This is a genomic window from Psychrobacter sp. GTC18467 (assembly GCF_055397455.1).
Genome location: NZ_AP038920.1, coordinates 975,799 through 991,217, shown reverse-complemented (window position 1 = coordinate 991,217; position 15,419 = coordinate 975,799). Strand labels below are relative to the sequence as shown.

12 protein-coding genes are annotated in these 15,419 nt (G+C 46.6%); 9 read left to right on the top strand and 3 right to left on the bottom strand.

Annotated elements, in window-relative coordinates; genetic code table 11:
• Positions 1–35: 35 nt before the first annotated feature.
• Positions 36–1,505, top strand: a complete 1,470-nt coding sequence (locus ACZ5XY_RS04190) for a PGAP1-like alpha/beta domain-containing protein (RefSeq protein ID WP_464743172.1) — start codon at positions 36–38, stop codon at positions 1,503–1,505.
• Positions 1,506–1,591: 86 nt separating this feature from the next.
• Here ACZ5XY_RS04190 and hslO read toward each other — a convergent pair whose 3' ends face one another.
• Positions 1,592–2,533, bottom strand: a complete 942-nt coding sequence (gene hslO, locus ACZ5XY_RS04185) for an Hsp33 family molecular chaperone HslO (protein ID WP_464743170.1) — start codon at positions 2,531–2,533, stop codon at positions 1,592–1,594.
• 307 nt (positions 2,534–2,840) lie between these two features.
• Here hslO and ACZ5XY_RS04180 point away from each other — a divergent pair, with 307 nt between their 5' ends.
• The 5 genes from ACZ5XY_RS04180 (at position 2,841) to ACZ5XY_RS04160 (ending at position 7,663) form a co-directional block, all read left to right on the top strand.
• On the top strand, positions 2,841–3,833 hold the full coding sequence (locus ACZ5XY_RS04180) for a glutamate/aspartate ABC transporter substrate-binding protein (protein WP_464743168.1): 993 nt from the start codon (positions 2,841–2,843) through the stop codon (positions 3,831–3,833).
• Positions 3,834–3,982: 149 nt separating this feature from the next.
• The gene (locus tag ACZ5XY_RS04175) at positions 3,983–4,729 is read left to right on the top strand and encodes an amino acid ABC transporter permease (protein WP_464743166.1); all 747 of its coding nucleotides are present in this window, start codon (positions 3,983–3,985) and stop codon (positions 4,727–4,729) included.
• A complete protein-coding gene (locus tag ACZ5XY_RS04170) occupies positions 4,726–5,397 on the top strand; it encodes an amino acid ABC transporter permease (RefSeq protein WP_464743164.1) in 672 nt (223 codons plus the stop codon). The genes ACZ5XY_RS04175 and ACZ5XY_RS04170 overlap by 4 nt, the downstream gene beginning before the upstream one ends.
• Before the next feature lie 215 nt (positions 5,398–5,612).
• Positions 5,613–6,332, top strand: coding sequence for an amino acid ABC transporter ATP-binding protein (locus ACZ5XY_RS04165; protein WP_464743741.1), 720 nt, complete (start codon positions 5,613–5,615; stop codon positions 6,330–6,332).
• Positions 6,333–6,484: 152 nt separating this feature from the next.
• Positions 6,485–7,663 carry an FAD-dependent oxidoreductase gene (locus ACZ5XY_RS04160; RefSeq protein WP_464743162.1) on the top strand — a complete coding sequence of 393 codons (1,179 nt, stop codon included), beginning with the start codon at positions 6,485–6,487 and terminating at the stop codon, positions 7,661–7,663.
• A 27-nt stretch (positions 7,664–7,690) separates the two neighbouring features.
• On the opposite strand, the gene ACZ5XY_RS04155 is transcribed toward ACZ5XY_RS04160, so the two are convergent.
• Both ACZ5XY_RS04155 and ACZ5XY_RS04150 read right to left on the bottom strand, forming a co-directional pair.
• Positions 7,691–8,416, bottom strand: coding sequence for a pantothenate kinase (locus ACZ5XY_RS04155; RefSeq protein ID WP_464743161.1), 726 nt, complete (start codon positions 8,414–8,416; stop codon positions 7,691–7,693).
• Positions 8,417–8,524: 108 nt separating this feature from the next.
• The gene (locus ACZ5XY_RS04150) at positions 8,525–9,478 is read right to left on the bottom strand and encodes a biotin--[acetyl-CoA-carboxylase] ligase (RefSeq protein WP_464743160.1); all 954 of its coding nucleotides are present in this window, start codon (positions 9,476–9,478) and stop codon (positions 8,525–8,527) included.
• A 157-nt stretch (positions 9,479–9,635) separates the two neighbouring features.
• Here ACZ5XY_RS04150 and ACZ5XY_RS04145 point away from each other — a divergent pair, with 157 nt between their 5' ends.
• From ACZ5XY_RS04145 to ACZ5XY_RS04135, 3 genes are all read left to right on the top strand, one after another.
• Entirely contained in the window at positions 9,636–10,439 is an 804-nt protein-coding gene (locus tag ACZ5XY_RS04145) for a sulfite exporter TauE/SafE family protein (RefSeq protein WP_464743739.1), read from the top strand.
• 73 nt (positions 10,440–10,512) lie between these two features.
• Positions 10,513–14,247, top strand: coding sequence for an AAA family ATPase (locus tag ACZ5XY_RS04140; RefSeq protein WP_464743159.1), 3,735 nt, complete (start codon positions 10,513–10,515; stop codon positions 14,245–14,247).
• 119 nt (positions 14,248–14,366) lie between these two features.
• Positions 14,367–15,302, top strand: a complete 936-nt coding sequence (locus ACZ5XY_RS04135; protein WP_464743158.1) for a cell division protein ZipA — start codon at positions 14,367–14,369, stop codon at positions 15,300–15,302.
• Positions 15,303–15,419 lie beyond the last annotated feature (117 nt).

The window sequence follows — 15,419 nt, the reverse complement described above, 5'->3', positions numbered from 1 at the left end:
TTATTTTTATCTCACTTTATGGCAAGCGATTTATTATGATTCACTCTAAGATGAGCTTTCCTGAGCAAGATTACGACGAAGTTCCCGACCAAAGCGACGTTCAGGACGCATTTCAAGAGGCAATCGCCTCGTTAGAGCTTTATGATGCGCTAGATTCGCTTGATGACTTAGATGAAACGACCTTATTAGAGTTGGTGGCGACGCCGCAAAACTTGGTGCCGCTTACTGATCGTGAGCCGGTAACCTTAGCCGATATGCTTGAGGGGCTTACTTGCCTTGCCACCATGGGCGTGGTTGAAATTACCGAAATTGTCGAGGCAATTCACCGCGAAATTATGCTCAGACCGCTTGGGCGTTTAAATTCGCGCAGTCTAACCAAGTGGCAGCGCGGCATTACTGCCAAAGTTTATAATCGCGTTCGCAAAACCGCCAAATTTGTCGGCAGCAATCTTGCCAACGGCTTGCACCTGTATCATACCATCGTCAATCAAAATACCGCTCAGCCGTTACCACGGCGATTAAAGCCTTTGGTCAATGTCTTAAATGGGGTCATGGGGGATCATTTGGTCACTCATGATAATGCCCTTGCCACGCCGATGGTGGTTTACGACAGCCAAGGCAATATTCCGCATTATGAGTTATCCGGTCGAATTGTGGTTTTGTGTCACGGGCTTTGTATGAGTTATTTAAGTTGGCATCCTACCGATAACAATGGTCTTGGTCGCAAAATTGAGCGCGATATTTTGGGAGCGACTGCCTTATATTTAGATTATAATTCGGGTCAACGCATTTCCATCAATGGTCGGGATTTGTCCTATTTATTAAAAGACATTTTAGATCATAACCCAAACATCACCCAAATTGATTTAATCGGTCACAGCATGGGCGGTTTGGTGGCAAGAAGTGCGCTGTTTTATGGTAAGGCGCAAGGCTTTGATTGGATTAACCAAGTCGGCAATCTGATGACGCTTGGCTCACCGCACCACGGCGCAAGCCTTGAGCGTATTGGCAATTTTGTTCAAGAAATTATTGCTAAATTGCCTTTTGCAGGGTCTTTGGCAAAGCTTGGGGATTTGCGCAGCGCTGGCATCATTGACTTGCGTCATGGCAGCGTCCGCGATGAAGATTGGAAGCCGCTGGACACTCGAAGCGTCTTGCCTCCTGAATTTCGTCATCCGGCAAGACTGCCGCTGCACGTCCGCAGCTATTTAATTGCTGCCACTTTGGTTGAGGGTCACTATGATTCCAAAGCCACCAGTTTGCTTGGTGATGGCTTGGTCAATATCGCCTCGGCGCTTGGCGAGGACAGCGACACCCATACGCTGCTTGTTCCTGAGCAGCACAAAGCGATTTTTTATGGCGTCAGTCATTACAATTTGTTGTATAACGACCGCGTTCATCAGCAAATTATTCAGTGGCTCATTGCTAATGGTCAAGATGCGTTGGCACAATCCCCACAGCTTTGCGTTCATTCTTATCCCAATGATTTAAGTGTGGTGATTTAAAGCTTTTAAATGGCGGATAAAAAAGGCAAGCCATTGGCGTGGCTTGCCTTTTTAAAAATTAAAGCAGACTTAAACTTAGCAAACAGTTACTCAGCAAACAAGTTTTCAATATCGCTTCTATCAAACGGATAAACCGCCCCACAAAAGCCGCAATCCATCTCAAATTTGCCGTTTTGCTCGTCCAAAATATCGAGCATCTCATTTTCACCGATTTGTAAAATGGCGCTGTTGCATTTGTCTTTGGAGCAGGTGCAGCCAAATTCAAGCGCCACCGCGTCCGGTAGCACCACCTCTTCTTCATTATAAAGCCGGTACAAAAGCTCAGTTGGCGGCAAATTGATCAGCTCATCGGCTTTGATGGTGCTGGTTAATACGGTCAATCGCGGCCACAAATCGCTATCGACTTTTTCGGCTTCCTCGTCATCACGGCGCGGCAACAATTGCACCAAAATACCGCCGGCTTGCAACCCATCACTTGCCAAGTTAATCAGCGTTGGAATCTGAGCTGATTGCTTTTGGTAGTGCGCCAAGCAGTCTGCCAAATTATCATGACTGCGCTCAACGATACCTTGATAAGCCTCACCGTTTTTGGGTTGAATGTTGATAAACAGTACGCCTTGACCAACCGCGCCAAGCTCAGCAAAGGCGTCATTGGCGGAAGTCATGTTGTCCCAAGCTTGCTGTTGCTCGTCGGTATCGGCTTTAAAGCTGGCAAGCGCTCTGATAATGCCGTCGCGGTCGCATTCCGCCATTGCCCAGTTGAGCAGGCTTTCACTGTCGGAGGACTGCAATTGAATGGACAGCGTGCCGTCAATTTTTAGCGTTCCGATTAATAAGCTGGCTGCGCTAAGCATCTCACCAAGCAAGCGCTTGATGGACTCAGGGTAGGGCTTTTGGGCAATGATACTGGCATAGCTTTTGGCTAGATGCACCACATCGCCGCGAACCGGTGAGTCTTCAATAAAAAAGCGTTGGCGGACGTCTTGGTGAGTTAAGCTTGCGTTTGGGGTGGTTGAGATTTCGGTCATGAATAAGCCGTCATTAAATTAAGAAACTTTTTATTTGATGGGGGTGATTTAGCAATTATCAAATCAAACTTGCCACAAAGTCTGAGGTTTAATACAAGAAGATGTTTGAGGCATAATGCAATTTTATAACCCTCGTAACAAAAAACAGTATCTCAAATAATATATTTAAGGTAGAGTAACATTAAGTTGCACTTAAATTGACTATTGGGTAATAATTGAGCTTATTCACCCAAAAATTGAAGTGGCTGAGTTAAGAAAGGTGGACTTCATTTTTTGGAATTGGACTGTTGATAAAAGGATGTATCTTATGACTTATGCGCTTTTTAAACCGCTTGGATTAGCTGCCGTGATGGCGCTCATGCTCACCGGCTGTAATAACAGCAGCCAAACTGGCGACACGGCAGCGAATGCCGGTGGCGCAGCAACCTCAGGCGACATGGGCGGGACACTACAAAAAATCAAAGATTCAGGGACAATCGTGGTCGGTTACCGCGACTCCTCCATTCCGTTTTCTTATATCGCGGACGACCCAAAGCAGCCGATGGGCTACGCTCATGACTTAGAAATGAAAATCGTTGAAGCGGTCAAGCAAAAGCTAAATATGCCCAATTTAAACGTTCGCTATAACCTCATCACTTCACAAACCAGAATTCCTTTAGTTCAAAACGGCACGGTTGACTTTGAGTGCGGCTCAACCACCAATAACGAAGAGCGCCAAAAGCAAGTGGCGTTTTCCAACGGCTTTTTTGAAATTGGCACCCGTCTTTTAACCAAAAAAGACTCTGGAATCAAAGATTTTGCCGATTTAAAAGGTAAAACGTTGGTCACCACCGCAGGGACAACCTCCGAGCGATATATCCGCAAATTTAACGACGACAATAAAATGAACATTAATATCATCTCTGCCAAAGACCACGGCGAGGGCTTTTTGATGCTCGAAAGCGGTCGCGCCGATGCCTTTATGATGGATGACGTGTTGCTTGCAGGTGAGAAAGCCAAAGCCAAAAACCCAGACGATTGGGTTATCGTTGGTGAGCCGCAATCGTTTGAAATTTACGGCTGTATGATGCGAAAAGGCGACCCTGAATTTAAAGCGGTGGTTGATGAAGCGCTTGCCAACACCTTTAGCTCAGGGGAAATCAACGACATTTATAACAAATGGTTCTTAAGCCCCATTCCGCCGAAAAACGTCAACTTAAACTTTGAGATGTCAGACAACTTAAAAGCGCTGCTTGCCGACCCGCATGATGGCACTCAGCCGAAAAATGTCGCCGCCGCGCCGGCTGCTCCCGCGTCTTAATGCCTTAGTATTGGGGCAAAGCTGCGGTAACTTAGTTGGTCATATTTTAATCACTTGCGCGCCTTAGGCGCGTAAGTGCCTTAAGGACAAGGCAAAACTAAAACAAGAAAAATAAGTAAAGAAAAAAGCCATATCAGGGAGGGCAAATTATGAATTATAGCTGGAATTGGGGCGTCTTGTTTGAGTCCACCGGCGTTGGCAGCGAGCTTTATCTTCATTGGATGCTGACAGGGCTTGGTTGGCTTTTGGTCATTGGCAGCATAGCTTGGCTGATTGCCATGGTGGTTGGCACAATTTTAGGAATCATGCGAACGCTGCCAAACAAAACGGCGCGCGCCATTGGCACGGCTTATGTGACTTTTTTTCGTAATATTCCGCTGCTGGTTCAACTGTTTTTTTGGTTTTATGTGGCGCCAAATTGGATGACGCCTGTACTTCAAGAGTGGTGGTATAAAGGCTTATCGCCCAACACCTCCGCGATGATTTCGGCAAGTATCGGTCTTGGGCTGTTTACCGCCGCGCGCATTGTTGAACAAGTTCGAACCGGAATTGAGTCGCTGCCGAAAGGTCAAATCAACGCCGCTTTTGCGCTCGGGCTCAACGTCAAACAAGCTTATAAAGAAGTGCTGCTGCCGCAAGCGTTTCGGGTGATTTTGCCGCCACTTAGCTCAGAGCTGACCAACTGTTTTAAAAATGCCTCAGTGGCGTCCTTAGTTGGGGTGATGGAGCTGATCAGCCAAACCAAAACCATCAGCGAATATACCCAAAATAACTTTGAAATTTACACCTACGCAACGGTTATTTATTTGGTATTTAACCTATCTTTAATCGCCATTATGGGATTGATTGAGCGCAAACTTCGCGTTCCGGGGCTGATTGCAGGAGGTCAAAAATGAGCTTATCGACAGAACTTGCAACCGCTTATCCGGGGCTTTTGGGCGGGATGCTCACCACCTTAAAAGTGCTTGGTCTTGCCATTATTGGCGGAATTAGTTTAGGGACGATTTTGGCGCTCATGCGCTTATCGGGCATCAAAGCGCTTGAAATTCCTGCCAAGCTTTATGTGAACTATTTTCGCTCGGTGCCGCTGCTGTTGGTGCTGTTATGGTTTTATTTTGCCGTGCCGATGGTTTATTTTTGGATTACAGGCAAGTATTTGCTCCTTGATACCGCGTTTACCTCGTGCGTGGTGGCGTTTATGGTGTTTGAAGCCGCGTATTTTTCGGAGGTCGTCCGAGCGGGAATTCAATCGATTGGCAGCGGTCAGGTCAATGCCGCTCGCGCCCTTGGCATGACCTATAAGCAAACCATGAGCTTAATCATTTTGCCGCAAGCGTTTCGCAAAATGCTGCCGCTGATTTTGCAGCAGTGTATTATTTTATTTCAAGATACTACCCTAGTTTTTGCGATTGGCGTTACCGATTTTTTCCGAGCCGCTTACGTTCGCGGTGAGCTGATGGGACTGCTTACGCCCTACATTTTGGGCGCAGGGGCGGTTTATTTTATCATCAGTCTTGTCGCATCAGTTGGCGTTCAGCGGCTACAACGGCGCTTTCGGTTTTAAGGTTAATGGTTTTAGCAATGGCTTTTTTAGTAAGGCTTAGCGCTTTTGGTTGATAATAAGTAAAAAAATAGGACAAGATTATGGAAAATAACATGACAACTGAGATAAAAACGGCTGCCGTTAATATTGATTTGAACGATAAAAACACCTTTATTAATGAGTTTGGCGGTTTGGTGACCAATAACGGTCATGCAAGTGATGAGATTGTCATTAAAATGACGGACGTCAGCAAATGGTACGGCGATTTTCAAGTGCTGACCGATTGCACCGCTCACGTTCATAAAGGCGATGTAGTGGTGGTTTGTGGTCCCTCAGGAAGCGGAAAATCAACGCTCATTAAAACGGTAAATGGTCTTGAGCCGTTTCAAAAAGGTCAAATTTTGGTCAATGGCGTGTCGGTTGGCGACCCAAAAACCAATTTACCTAAACTTCGCAGCCAAGTTGGGATGGTATTTCAGCATTTTGAACTGTTTCCGCATTTAACCATTATTGATAATTTGACGGTGGCGCAAATTAAGGTATTAGGTCGCAAAGAGGCGGAGGCGAAACAAAAAGCCATGAGCTATCTTGACCGCGTGGGACTTTCTGCGCAAGCGCCCAAATATCCGGCAGAGCTGTCCGGCGGTCAGCAGCAGCGGGTAGCGATTGCTCGTGCCTTGTCGATGAATCCGGTAGCCATGCTCTTTGATGAGCCAACTTCCGCGCTTGACCCTGAAATGATTCAAGAGGTGCTTGATGTGATGATTGAGCTTGCTCGCGAGGGCATGACCATGATGTGCGTGACCCATGAGATGGGCTTTGCAAGTCAAGTGGCGAACCGGATTATTTTTATGGATGAAGGTCATATCGTTGAAAATTGCAGCAAAGATGAGTTTTTTGCCCATGCTAAAAGTGAGCGCGCTCAGGCGTTTTTATCAAAAATTTTAAACCATTAAGCTTTTATTGATTGAGCTTTAAAATGAGACTTAATAGCGCAATTGAGAAAAATTGTCAGCTGTTTTGGTGGCAAGCATGATTTGCTGCTACAATGCCAAAGGTTTCTTTTTAAAATTTAAAACGTATTTTTTGATGTGAAGTTGGAGTTGCTATGAGTACGGATTTGCCAGCAAATTCTATTGTCATTATTGGGGCAGGGCTTGCCGGTTGGCACGTGATTGATGCCATTCGCGCTAAAGATAAAGACGTTCCGATTACCTTAATCACCAGTGATAATGGCGACCGCTACCACAAGCCCATGCTGACGGTAGCCATCAGCCAAAATAAGCGCGTGGCGGATTTGGTTCGTGCCTCAGGCGAGGAGGCGGCAAAAGCTGCCAACATTACGCTGCTGGCAAATACCTCGGTCACCGACATTGAGCCTGAAAAAAAGCAGCTGCAACTGGTGTCCTCATTGCGCTCCGACCCCGTTTATACCAATTATGCAACCCTTAGCTACGAAAAGTTAGTCTTAGCAATGGGCGCGCGACCGATTTTCCCCAAAAGCTTGCCTGAAGAGCTGGTTTGGCACGTCAACCACATTGAGCGCTTTGGCGAATTGCAAGAGCAGTTGCAAGGCGAAGCTCAGCGCGTGGCTATCGTTGGCGCAGGCATGGTCGGCACAGAAATTGCCGAAGATTTGCTTAAAGCCGGTCATAGCGTCACTTTGATGGATATTAACCAAGCCCCACTTGCACAAATGCTGCCAGAAGCCGCAACCGCGCGCATTGCTGCCGCCATCAAATCGCAAGGGATTGAGTTTTTAGGCGGCGCTCAAGTGATGGATGTGGTCAAAAATGACGATGGCACGCTTGAGGTCAGCTATCAGTTGGGTGATGAGGCAAAATCCTTTATCGCCGACCATGTGATTGCAAGTACCGGCTTGACCGTTGATAAATTGCTGCCAACCGCTGCCAACATTGACTTTGATACCCGAACCGGCATCAAAGTTGACGCGCCAACGCTACGAACTACCACCCGTGATATTTACGCCATTGGCGATTGTATGTCAATTAACGGCGTGCCGTGCCGTTACGTTGCGCCCCTGCGCGCGCAAGCAGCCACCATTGCTGACGACATTTTAGGACTTGAGCATTCAGGCTACGAGCACAAGCCGCCAATGATTCGCTTAAAAAACAAAGCCATCTCGGTTATGGCAACCGGAATCCCAACGGCAAGTGGCAATTGGCAAGTAAAAACGGAAACCGATGACGAATTGGTTATGGAATTGCTTGACGATAACGGCAAAATCCAAGCCAATGTCACGCTTAAAGCGCCTGTCACCGCTTAGTTCTTAATAAAAAGGCAGCAAAATTGGCTAAGGCGAGTGCTGCTCAAAGTAGCGCGCCAAGCCATTGAGCATCAAATCATGACGGATTCGCACCGGTCGGTTGATATGCTGAGCAATAATATTGGCATCGCCGCCGGTGACGATGAGTTCAAAGTTGGGGTGACGATTGCTGATTTCGTTAATCGCCCCAACGATGGACAATAAAATCCCGCGATGAACCGCGTCTTGCGTCGTGGTACCCTCGCTGATGCTGTCAAACGTGCCATTTGAGATGGTAATTTGCTTGGTTCCTGAAAATAGCGACTCGCGCTGAAGATAAATATTAGGAAAAATATAACCGCCCAAATGCTCGGCATGGTCAATTAAATCAATGGTTACCGCCGTTCCGCAGCCGATGACGCATTGACGCTTAGCGCTATCCACCGCGCCGAGCATTTGTAGCCAGCGGTCGCAGCCCAACTGATTGGCATCATAGCGGCTGGTCATCAGCGGATGCTTGGCGTCAACGTGAACAAATTCAAAAGCAATGTCCAATTTGCTTAAAGTCTCAGCAACTTGAACGTTTAGCGCCTCGCCCAAAACTGAGGAAATACCAATAAAGCTTGGCGCAAACTGTGCAAAGCGGTCGGTGAGTCCCATTAACAGTTCGGTCGGCGCTTGCAGGTGCTGCTTGGCATCATGAGCGACAATTTGCCCAAGCTCATCGGTCAGCCAGTATTTTAGGCGGGTGTTACCAAGGTCAAGCCAAAGCATAGGCGTCCTTTGTTACAAGTTTGGTTAAAAGCAGTTGTTTTTTGCGTGCCGATTGCGGATTTTTCAAGATAGCTTTTTGTGACAAGATAACTTTTTAGACTTTAAAAATTAGCCTATCACATCAATCGTTCCGGTAAAAATGGCGCAAATCTTACCGTCATCGCGCTGCAATTGCAAACAGCCGTTGCCATCAATCCCGATAACTTTTCCGCTCATGGTTTGGTGGGTGTCAGCGTTACCCCAAGCGCTGTCTTGGTTGATAATTACTGATTTACCCCGCAGCGCGTCAACCTGATTAAATTTTTGCAAAAAAGCGTTGGTGTTTGGCGTTTCAGTTTGATTTTGTTCAATAACCAATTTCTCAAAATCGGCAACGGCATGGATAAGTGCTTGGCTTATTTGTTGATAAATCTCATTTAAACTTGGCAAATTCATGCTATTTTTTGAGTTTTTTGCTAATAAATTATTAATGTCTGCCAAGCTTAGCGCGTGATAGCTCATGCCCTCACGGTTGCTTTGGTTTAATTTTGGCGTGGCTTTGACATTTAAGCCAACGCCAATCACGACGCCCAGCATTTTGCCTTGTTGCCAAACCGGCTCAATTAATATTCCGGCAAGTTTATTAAAATACAATAAGCTTTGCGATTTACTGTTTGGTGGCGACGGTTCTTGAGTGGATTGATAATAGCCCAAATCATTTGCCCATTTCACTTGAATTGGGGTTAAATTTTGCCCTAAAAGCTCTTTATTTAAGGTTTGGATAATGGGCATCTCAACCAAGCGCTGACCGACGATTAACGACAAAAGACCGCTCACAGGATTGGTTATCGGATGATAAAGCGACAAATAAACATTGCCAACCGGCGATTGCCAAGAGCGCGTTCGTTGACCGCGACCGGCGGATTGTTGGTTTGCGGTCAATAATTGCAAGGCTTTGGCGTCAAGAGTGCCAGATTTAATATCCTCAATCAGCGCGGTATTGGTCGATGGGCAACTGTCCAAATGACGATGGTCAATAGGGCTTGGGATTAACTTTGATGAAAAAATATTTAAGGTTTGCATAGTTTTATTCAGGTTGTTGGGTAAGGCGGCGGCGCGGTGGATTTGTTATACTAAGCCGCTATTTTGCCGCAGTTGGCGGGTAGTTTCAGGGATTGTGATGCTTGTCTGATGCTGGCGTTATGATAAAAAAAATGCGGGACAAAGGGTAGGGAAAGTGATGATTTATCTGTGGTTTGTGATTGCAGGCGCGTTTGCCGGAACGTGTGCGGGGCTGTTTGGGGTCGGCGGCGGCTTGATTATTGTGCCCGTTTTGGTTTGGATTTTTACCGCTTATCATTTTTCTCCCGATGTGGTCACTCATATGGCGGTCGGAACGTCGCTTGCGACGATTATTATCACCTCAATCAGCTCGATGATGGCGCACAATAAGCGCGGCGGCGTTCGTTGGGACATTTGGCGGGTGATGGGGGCAGGGCTGGTCATTGGCAGCTTAGTTGGCGCGGCAATTGCTGAAAAAATCGACGGTCAAGCGCTGCAAGCCATCATTGGGATTGGTGCGATTTTAATGGCGATTAAAATGCTGTTTTTTTCGAACAAAGAGCAGCTTGGCAAGCCATTACCCTCGCAAGGCGTTCAGTTTGGTGCAGGAACGGGGATTGGTTTGGCGTCGTCCATCTTTGGGATTGGTGGTGGCAGTTTGACCGTGCCGTTTTTAAACTGGGCGGGGCTATCAATGAAGCAGTCGGTCGGGACAGCAGCAGCTTGCGGTTTGCCAATTGCGGTGGCAGGAGCGATTGGCTTTGCTTGGTTTGGGCAAAATATCGAAAACTTGCCAAAAGAAGCGATTGGCTTTGTTCATATTCCGGCGTTTTTGTGTATCTCTGTCGTCAGCTTTGTGATGGCAAAAGTTGGCGCTAAGCTTGCCCACCAGTTACCTGCAGCGACCCTCAAGCGCGCGTTTGGGGTGCTGCTGATGTTTGTTGGCGCTCAGTTGACGCTCAGTGGTTTGGGTATTTTTTAAACAAGCTTTGAGTGAAAACGGCGGTCATTTTAAGTTAAAATAGCCGCTTTCGAATTTAAAAGCTTTAATTTTCATGCGCCTAAAATCTTTAAAACTGGCAGGATTTAAGTCCTTTGCCAACCCAACCACGTTTAGCTTTCGCCACGGCATCACTGCGATTGTCGGTCCCAACGGCTGCGGTAAGTCCAACGTGATTGACGCCATCCGCTGGGTGCTTGGGGAAACCTCCGCCAAGCAGCTTCGCGGCGGCGCGATGAGCGATGTGATTTTTGCAGGGACGCAAGATAAAGCCGCCAAAAGCGTGGCAAGCGTTGAGCTGATTTTTGAGCACACCCAAGATGAAGCCCACGGCATCCGCCACGAGCTGAACTTATACCATGAGCTTGCCATCAAACGGCAAATCAACCTTGATGGTCGCTCGGATTATTTTATCAATGGCACGCGAGCGCGCCGCCGCGATGTGATTGACGTGTTTTTGGGAACGGGGCTTGGCGCTCGCAGCTATGCCGTTATCGAGCAGGGAATGATTGGTCGAATTGTCGATTCAAGCCCGCTGCAACTTCGCGAGTTTATCGAAGAGGCGGCAGGGGTGTCGCGCTACCAAGCTCGCCGTGAGGAAACCCAAAAGCAGCTCACCACCGCTCAAGAAAATTTAGCTCGGCTAAGCGACTTGCAAAGCGAGCTGTCGCGTCAGCAAAAATCCCTTGCCAAACAAGCGGCAAGCGCCGAGCGTTATCAAGACTTAAATTCGCAAATCAGCGTAGTTAAAGAAAAACTTGCCATTCAAGAGTGGTATCAAGCCAAGCAGCAGCAACACGAAAACAAGCTTGCGTTAGATGCGATTTCAAAAGAAGTGAATAAATTTCAATCCGAAATTGAAACGCTTAAAGCCAAACAAAACACGCTTGATGATAAAATCAGCCAAGTCACTTGGCTTAAAGACCGCGCTCAAGATAAGCATCACGACATCAAACTGCGCCATCAACAAATCAATCAAACCTTGCAAGCGCTTAAAGACAGCGAGCAGCAATCAAGCTACCAATTGTCCCGCGCCGATGAGCAATATCAGCAAGCAAGCCATGACATTGAGCAGTTAGCGCAGTCCTATCAAAATGAGTCTGCCAAACTTAATGAGTTAACGCCAAAATTTGCTTTGTTGTCTGAAACTCGCCGCAAACAAGACGCGCAGTTATCACCGCTAAAAGACAAGCTAAATGCCGCGCAATCAACGCTCAATCAAACCCTTAGCCGACATCAAAAGCTAAAACAAGACCAAGCGCTAAATGAGCAAGCGTTATCACAACTAGAAATAACGCGCCAAAAATGGCAGCAGCAAAACGACGCTTTACAAGCGCTTTGGCAAAATAATTTGATAAAAAACGCCTCAAAATTACCGCTTGCCGAGCAAATCGAAACCCTAAATCAGCAGCTTTGCCGCAATCAAGAACAAAAACTTGAGTTAAATGAGCAAAAAGCGTGCTTAACTGACGAGCATCACACGCTTAGCCAATCGATTAAAGCCGAGGAAGCCAAGCTTAAAGCCCTTGAAACCAAAAGCGCAAAGTTAACTGGTGAATATGACACGCTGCATCGACTGCTAAATCAAAAATCAGCAAAAATTGAAACTGATTCGATAGCATCAGCAAAGCAATCAGCAACGATTTTATCAAGCCAAAACGTCACTGCTTTACCCTCCTTTCGCGAGCAAATTAAACTGACTGAGTTAGGGAAACCGCACAGCGCGCTGCTTGATTATTGGTTGATGCTATTTTTAGACAGTCAAGTTTTACCAAAAACTGGCGCGGCAAAGGCTGACGATAACAGCTCGTTAGCGCAAACCTTGCAGCCGTATTTGGCTGATTTGGTTCATTATCAAGTTAATAACGACCCAAAATCAAATCATAGCCTTTGGTTATTGGCGGATACTGACGATAATTTTGCTAAAAATATCCCTGAGCCACTAATTAAACTTAATACGTTGATTGCCGCCCCAAATCTTCGGCTTTGGCAAAACTGCTATTTGTGCTTAACGCCAATGGCAGAAATGAATGATGACCAGTTGGCAGCAATGTTAAGCACGTTGCCAAAATCGGCGCTGATGCTTACCCAAGATGGCTGGCTCGTTGGTAGCTTTGGCGCGGTTCAGTTAAACCGCTTTACTAATGGCAAACTTGACGCGGAAAATCAGCAGTTTTTAACCCAAAGATTGGCGCAAGAAACCAGACTTAATGCGCTTGATGACGAGTTAAACCTGATTGACAGCCAAATTGATGACATTCAAGCAGTTCTCAAAACTTATCAGCGCGAGGACAGCCGCCTTGTTATTAGCATTGAGGAAATCTCCGGTCAATTAAGCCAATTGCAACTCACTGACCAAAACTTACGTCAGCAGCAAACTCAATATCAGCTTGAACTTAATCAGCAAGAATCAAACCTTGAACGCTTACAGCAAGATAAAGCAAAGCTTGAAGCTGAAGAGCGTGAGATTGACCATTTAGCTAAAAGTCTGTTAGCCAATCAAGAAACGATTAATGTGCAACTTGCTAAAAGTGAAATAGAAATTAACCACGCCCGTACTGACATTAACGCGAAGCAATTACAAATCGAGCAAATCACCACCGCGCAAAAAGTCAACGATGACGAGTATCAAGCGCTGCAACTTGCCATTCAAAAAAGTGAAATTGAGCGCCGTTATCATCAAGAGGCATTGCAAAAACGTCAGCAGGACTTAACAAAATCGGCGCAACATCAAGCGCAATTGCGCCAAAAGCTTGCTAATATCGTGCAAAAACTGCCCAATCTTGAGCTTGAAGTTACCGAGTTAGCGCTAACTCTTGATGAAGAGTTGCAAGCGTTAACGGCGTATCAATCGGAGCTTTCTGCCCTTAAAAACGAGCATAGCCAATTTAAGACCGAGCTTGACCAATTACAGCTGCAATATCAAGTCAAGCAAGAAGCGCAAAGCCTTGCTGCAAGCCAATTTGCCGTCAGCGAGGAACGGCTTTTGGATGCCAGTCGCCGAATAGAAGCCTTAGATTTGGCAGTAAGTATTGCCAGCCTGACCAGTGATTTTATCGCCCATCAGCGCCGCCCAAAACCTGAGCAAATTGCAGCGTTAAATCATGAGCTTAATACGTTAAATGCCAAGCTTGCTAAAATCGGCGCGGTCAATCTTGCCGCAGCCAAAGAGCTTGCCGATATAAACGCGCGCCTTGAGCCATTAACCGCGCAAATTGAGGACATCGAAAGCAGCATTGCTATGCTGAATCAAGCGATTAAAACTATCGATGACACCACCAAAACGCTGTTTTTGCAAACCCTTGATGCGGTCAATGCTGAGCTTGCCAATTTATTTGCCAAAGTTTTTGGCGGCGGTCAGGCAAGCTTAACCTTAAATCTTGATGAGCTGCCCGCCGATACCCCAAAACGGGAAGCTTGGCGGTCAGGATTGACATTAATGGCGCAGCCAAAAGGCAAGCGCAATAGCCGATTGGCGGTATTGTCGGGTGGGGAGAAAACCTTAACCGCGCTCAGTCTTATTTTTGCCATTTTTAAGCAGCATCCAGCGCCGTTTTGCGTTCTTGATGAGGTTGATGCGCCGCTTGATGATGCTAACGTGGCACGATTTACCAACTTGATTGAGGAGCTGGCAGGCGACGTTCAGTTTATTTTTATCAGTCATAATAAGCTTGCCATGCAAATCGCCGATGAACTCAAAGGCGTGACCATGCCGCAAGCCGGAATTTCAACCCAAGTCAGCGTTGAATTGAGCGAAGCTGAGCGTTACCTTGAACAAAAGGTGTCGTAAATCAGCAAAGATTGGCGCGGACAACGGATGACGATATCATGAAGCCATGCTAGACTATGACCTCTTTGCCATTCCATGTTGATTGACTTTTTTCAGGTTACTTTTTAGGAAACTTGCCCATGAGCGCCTCTCAGATGATCTTAACTGTGCTTGCCCTTGTCATTGTGATTGCAGGGATTTGGCTGGTCATTCGTGGCTCGCGTCGCCGTGATGGTGCGGAAATGGAGCAGGTCAGTTATGATAAAAATGGCATTCCCATTATTCCGCGCCACGAGCGCAATATCATTGATGACCCTGATTTAGACGACGCGGTGGCTGGAGAAACGACCATTGCACCGGATCGTGACTATTTGCAAGCCGTCGTTGACGATGATAAGAGCCCTAGCGCTCATCCGCAAACAGCAAAGGCAACTGCCAATCAAAAAAATCAGCCGTTAACTGAAAGCTACTCATCAAGCCCAACGGATAGCCCTGATGCGTTCTCAGATTTAATGAGCGCCACGGACAACTTGATGCCGGTGATTGATACGGCCCCTGAAAGTGCCTTTACCGAGCAAAGCCCCATTTTAGATCAGCATTTGCTAGAAGCCGCTGAGCATGAACAAAACGCGCCCTTGTTTTCAGCGCAAGACAATATCAATATCACTATTTTGCCGCAGGCTTCCGCCAATCGCGCCGCTATCATTCGCGGTCGCGATCTTTTGGCGCTCGTTGACAAATACGGTCTAAAATTTGGCGCGATGAATATGTTTCACCGCTACCAAAATAAAGACGGCACCGGAAAACTTTGGTTTAGTATGATGGGAATGACCGATCACGGTATTGTTCCTTTTGATCCGCACAGCGTGGCATTAAATACTTATAATGGGCTTGTGGTATTTTTATCGCTGCCCAATCCTGCCGCTTTAATGGGCTTTGACAGCATGATGAGTATCGCAGCCCTCATGGCAAAAGACTTGAATGCTGAAGTGCTTGATGACAATAATCATCCGGTCACCGCTGAAACCAAGCAGCAACTGCGCAATTTCGTTCGCGATTATGACGAGCAGTATTAAAACTTTAACATTAAAATGAACAATAAAAAGCAGCTCATTGGGGCTGTTTTTTTTGGCAAAAAATGAGTTACCAAATCCTTAAATTGAGCCAAGCCTTAAGTCCCCTAAAGCGTAAAA

What these genes read in the sequence shown, in the direction of transcription:
- ACZ5XY_RS04135 (WP_464743158.1), top strand. Translation starts at nt 14,367, where the DNA reads ATGAGCGCCTCTCAGATGATCTTAACTGTGCTTGCCCTTGTCATTGTG.
- ACZ5XY_RS04170 (WP_464743164.1), top strand. Translation starts at nt 4,726, where the DNA reads ATGAGCTTATCGACAGAACTTGCAACCGCTTATCCGGGGCTTTTGGGC.
- ACZ5XY_RS04180 (WP_464743168.1), top strand. Translation starts at nt 2,841, where the DNA reads ATGACTTATGCGCTTTTTAAACCGCTTGGATTAGCTGCCGTGATGGCG.
- ACZ5XY_RS04175 (WP_464743166.1), top strand. Translation starts at nt 3,983, where the DNA reads ATGAATTATAGCTGGAATTGGGGCGTCTTGTTTGAGTCCACCGGCGTT.
- ACZ5XY_RS04140 (WP_464743159.1), top strand. Translation starts at nt 10,513, where the DNA reads ATGCGCCTAAAATCTTTAAAACTGGCAGGATTTAAGTCCTTTGCCAAC.
- ACZ5XY_RS04165 (WP_464743741.1), top strand. Translation starts at nt 5,613, where the DNA reads ATGACGGACGTCAGCAAATGGTACGGCGATTTTCAAGTGCTGACCGAT.
- ACZ5XY_RS04160 (WP_464743162.1), top strand. Translation starts at nt 6,485, where the DNA reads ATGAGTACGGATTTGCCAGCAAATTCTATTGTCATTATTGGGGCAGGG.
- hslO (WP_464743170.1), bottom strand. Translation starts at nt 2,533, where the DNA reads ATGACCGAAATCTCAACCACCCCAAACGCAAGCTTAACTCACCAAGAC.
- ACZ5XY_RS04145 (WP_464743739.1), top strand. Translation starts at nt 9,636, where the DNA reads ATGATTTATCTGTGGTTTGTGATTGCAGGCGCGTTTGCCGGAACGTGT.
- ACZ5XY_RS04155 (WP_464743161.1), bottom strand. Translation starts at nt 8,416, where the DNA reads ATGCTTTGGCTTGACCTTGGTAACACCCGCCTAAAATACTGGCTGACC.
- ACZ5XY_RS04190 (WP_464743172.1), top strand. Translation starts at nt 36, where the DNA reads ATGATTCACTCTAAGATGAGCTTTCCTGAGCAAGATTACGACGAAGTT.
- ACZ5XY_RS04150 (WP_464743160.1), bottom strand. Translation starts at nt 9,478, where the DNA reads ATGCAAACCTTAAATATTTTTTCATCAAAGTTAATCCCAAGCCCTATT.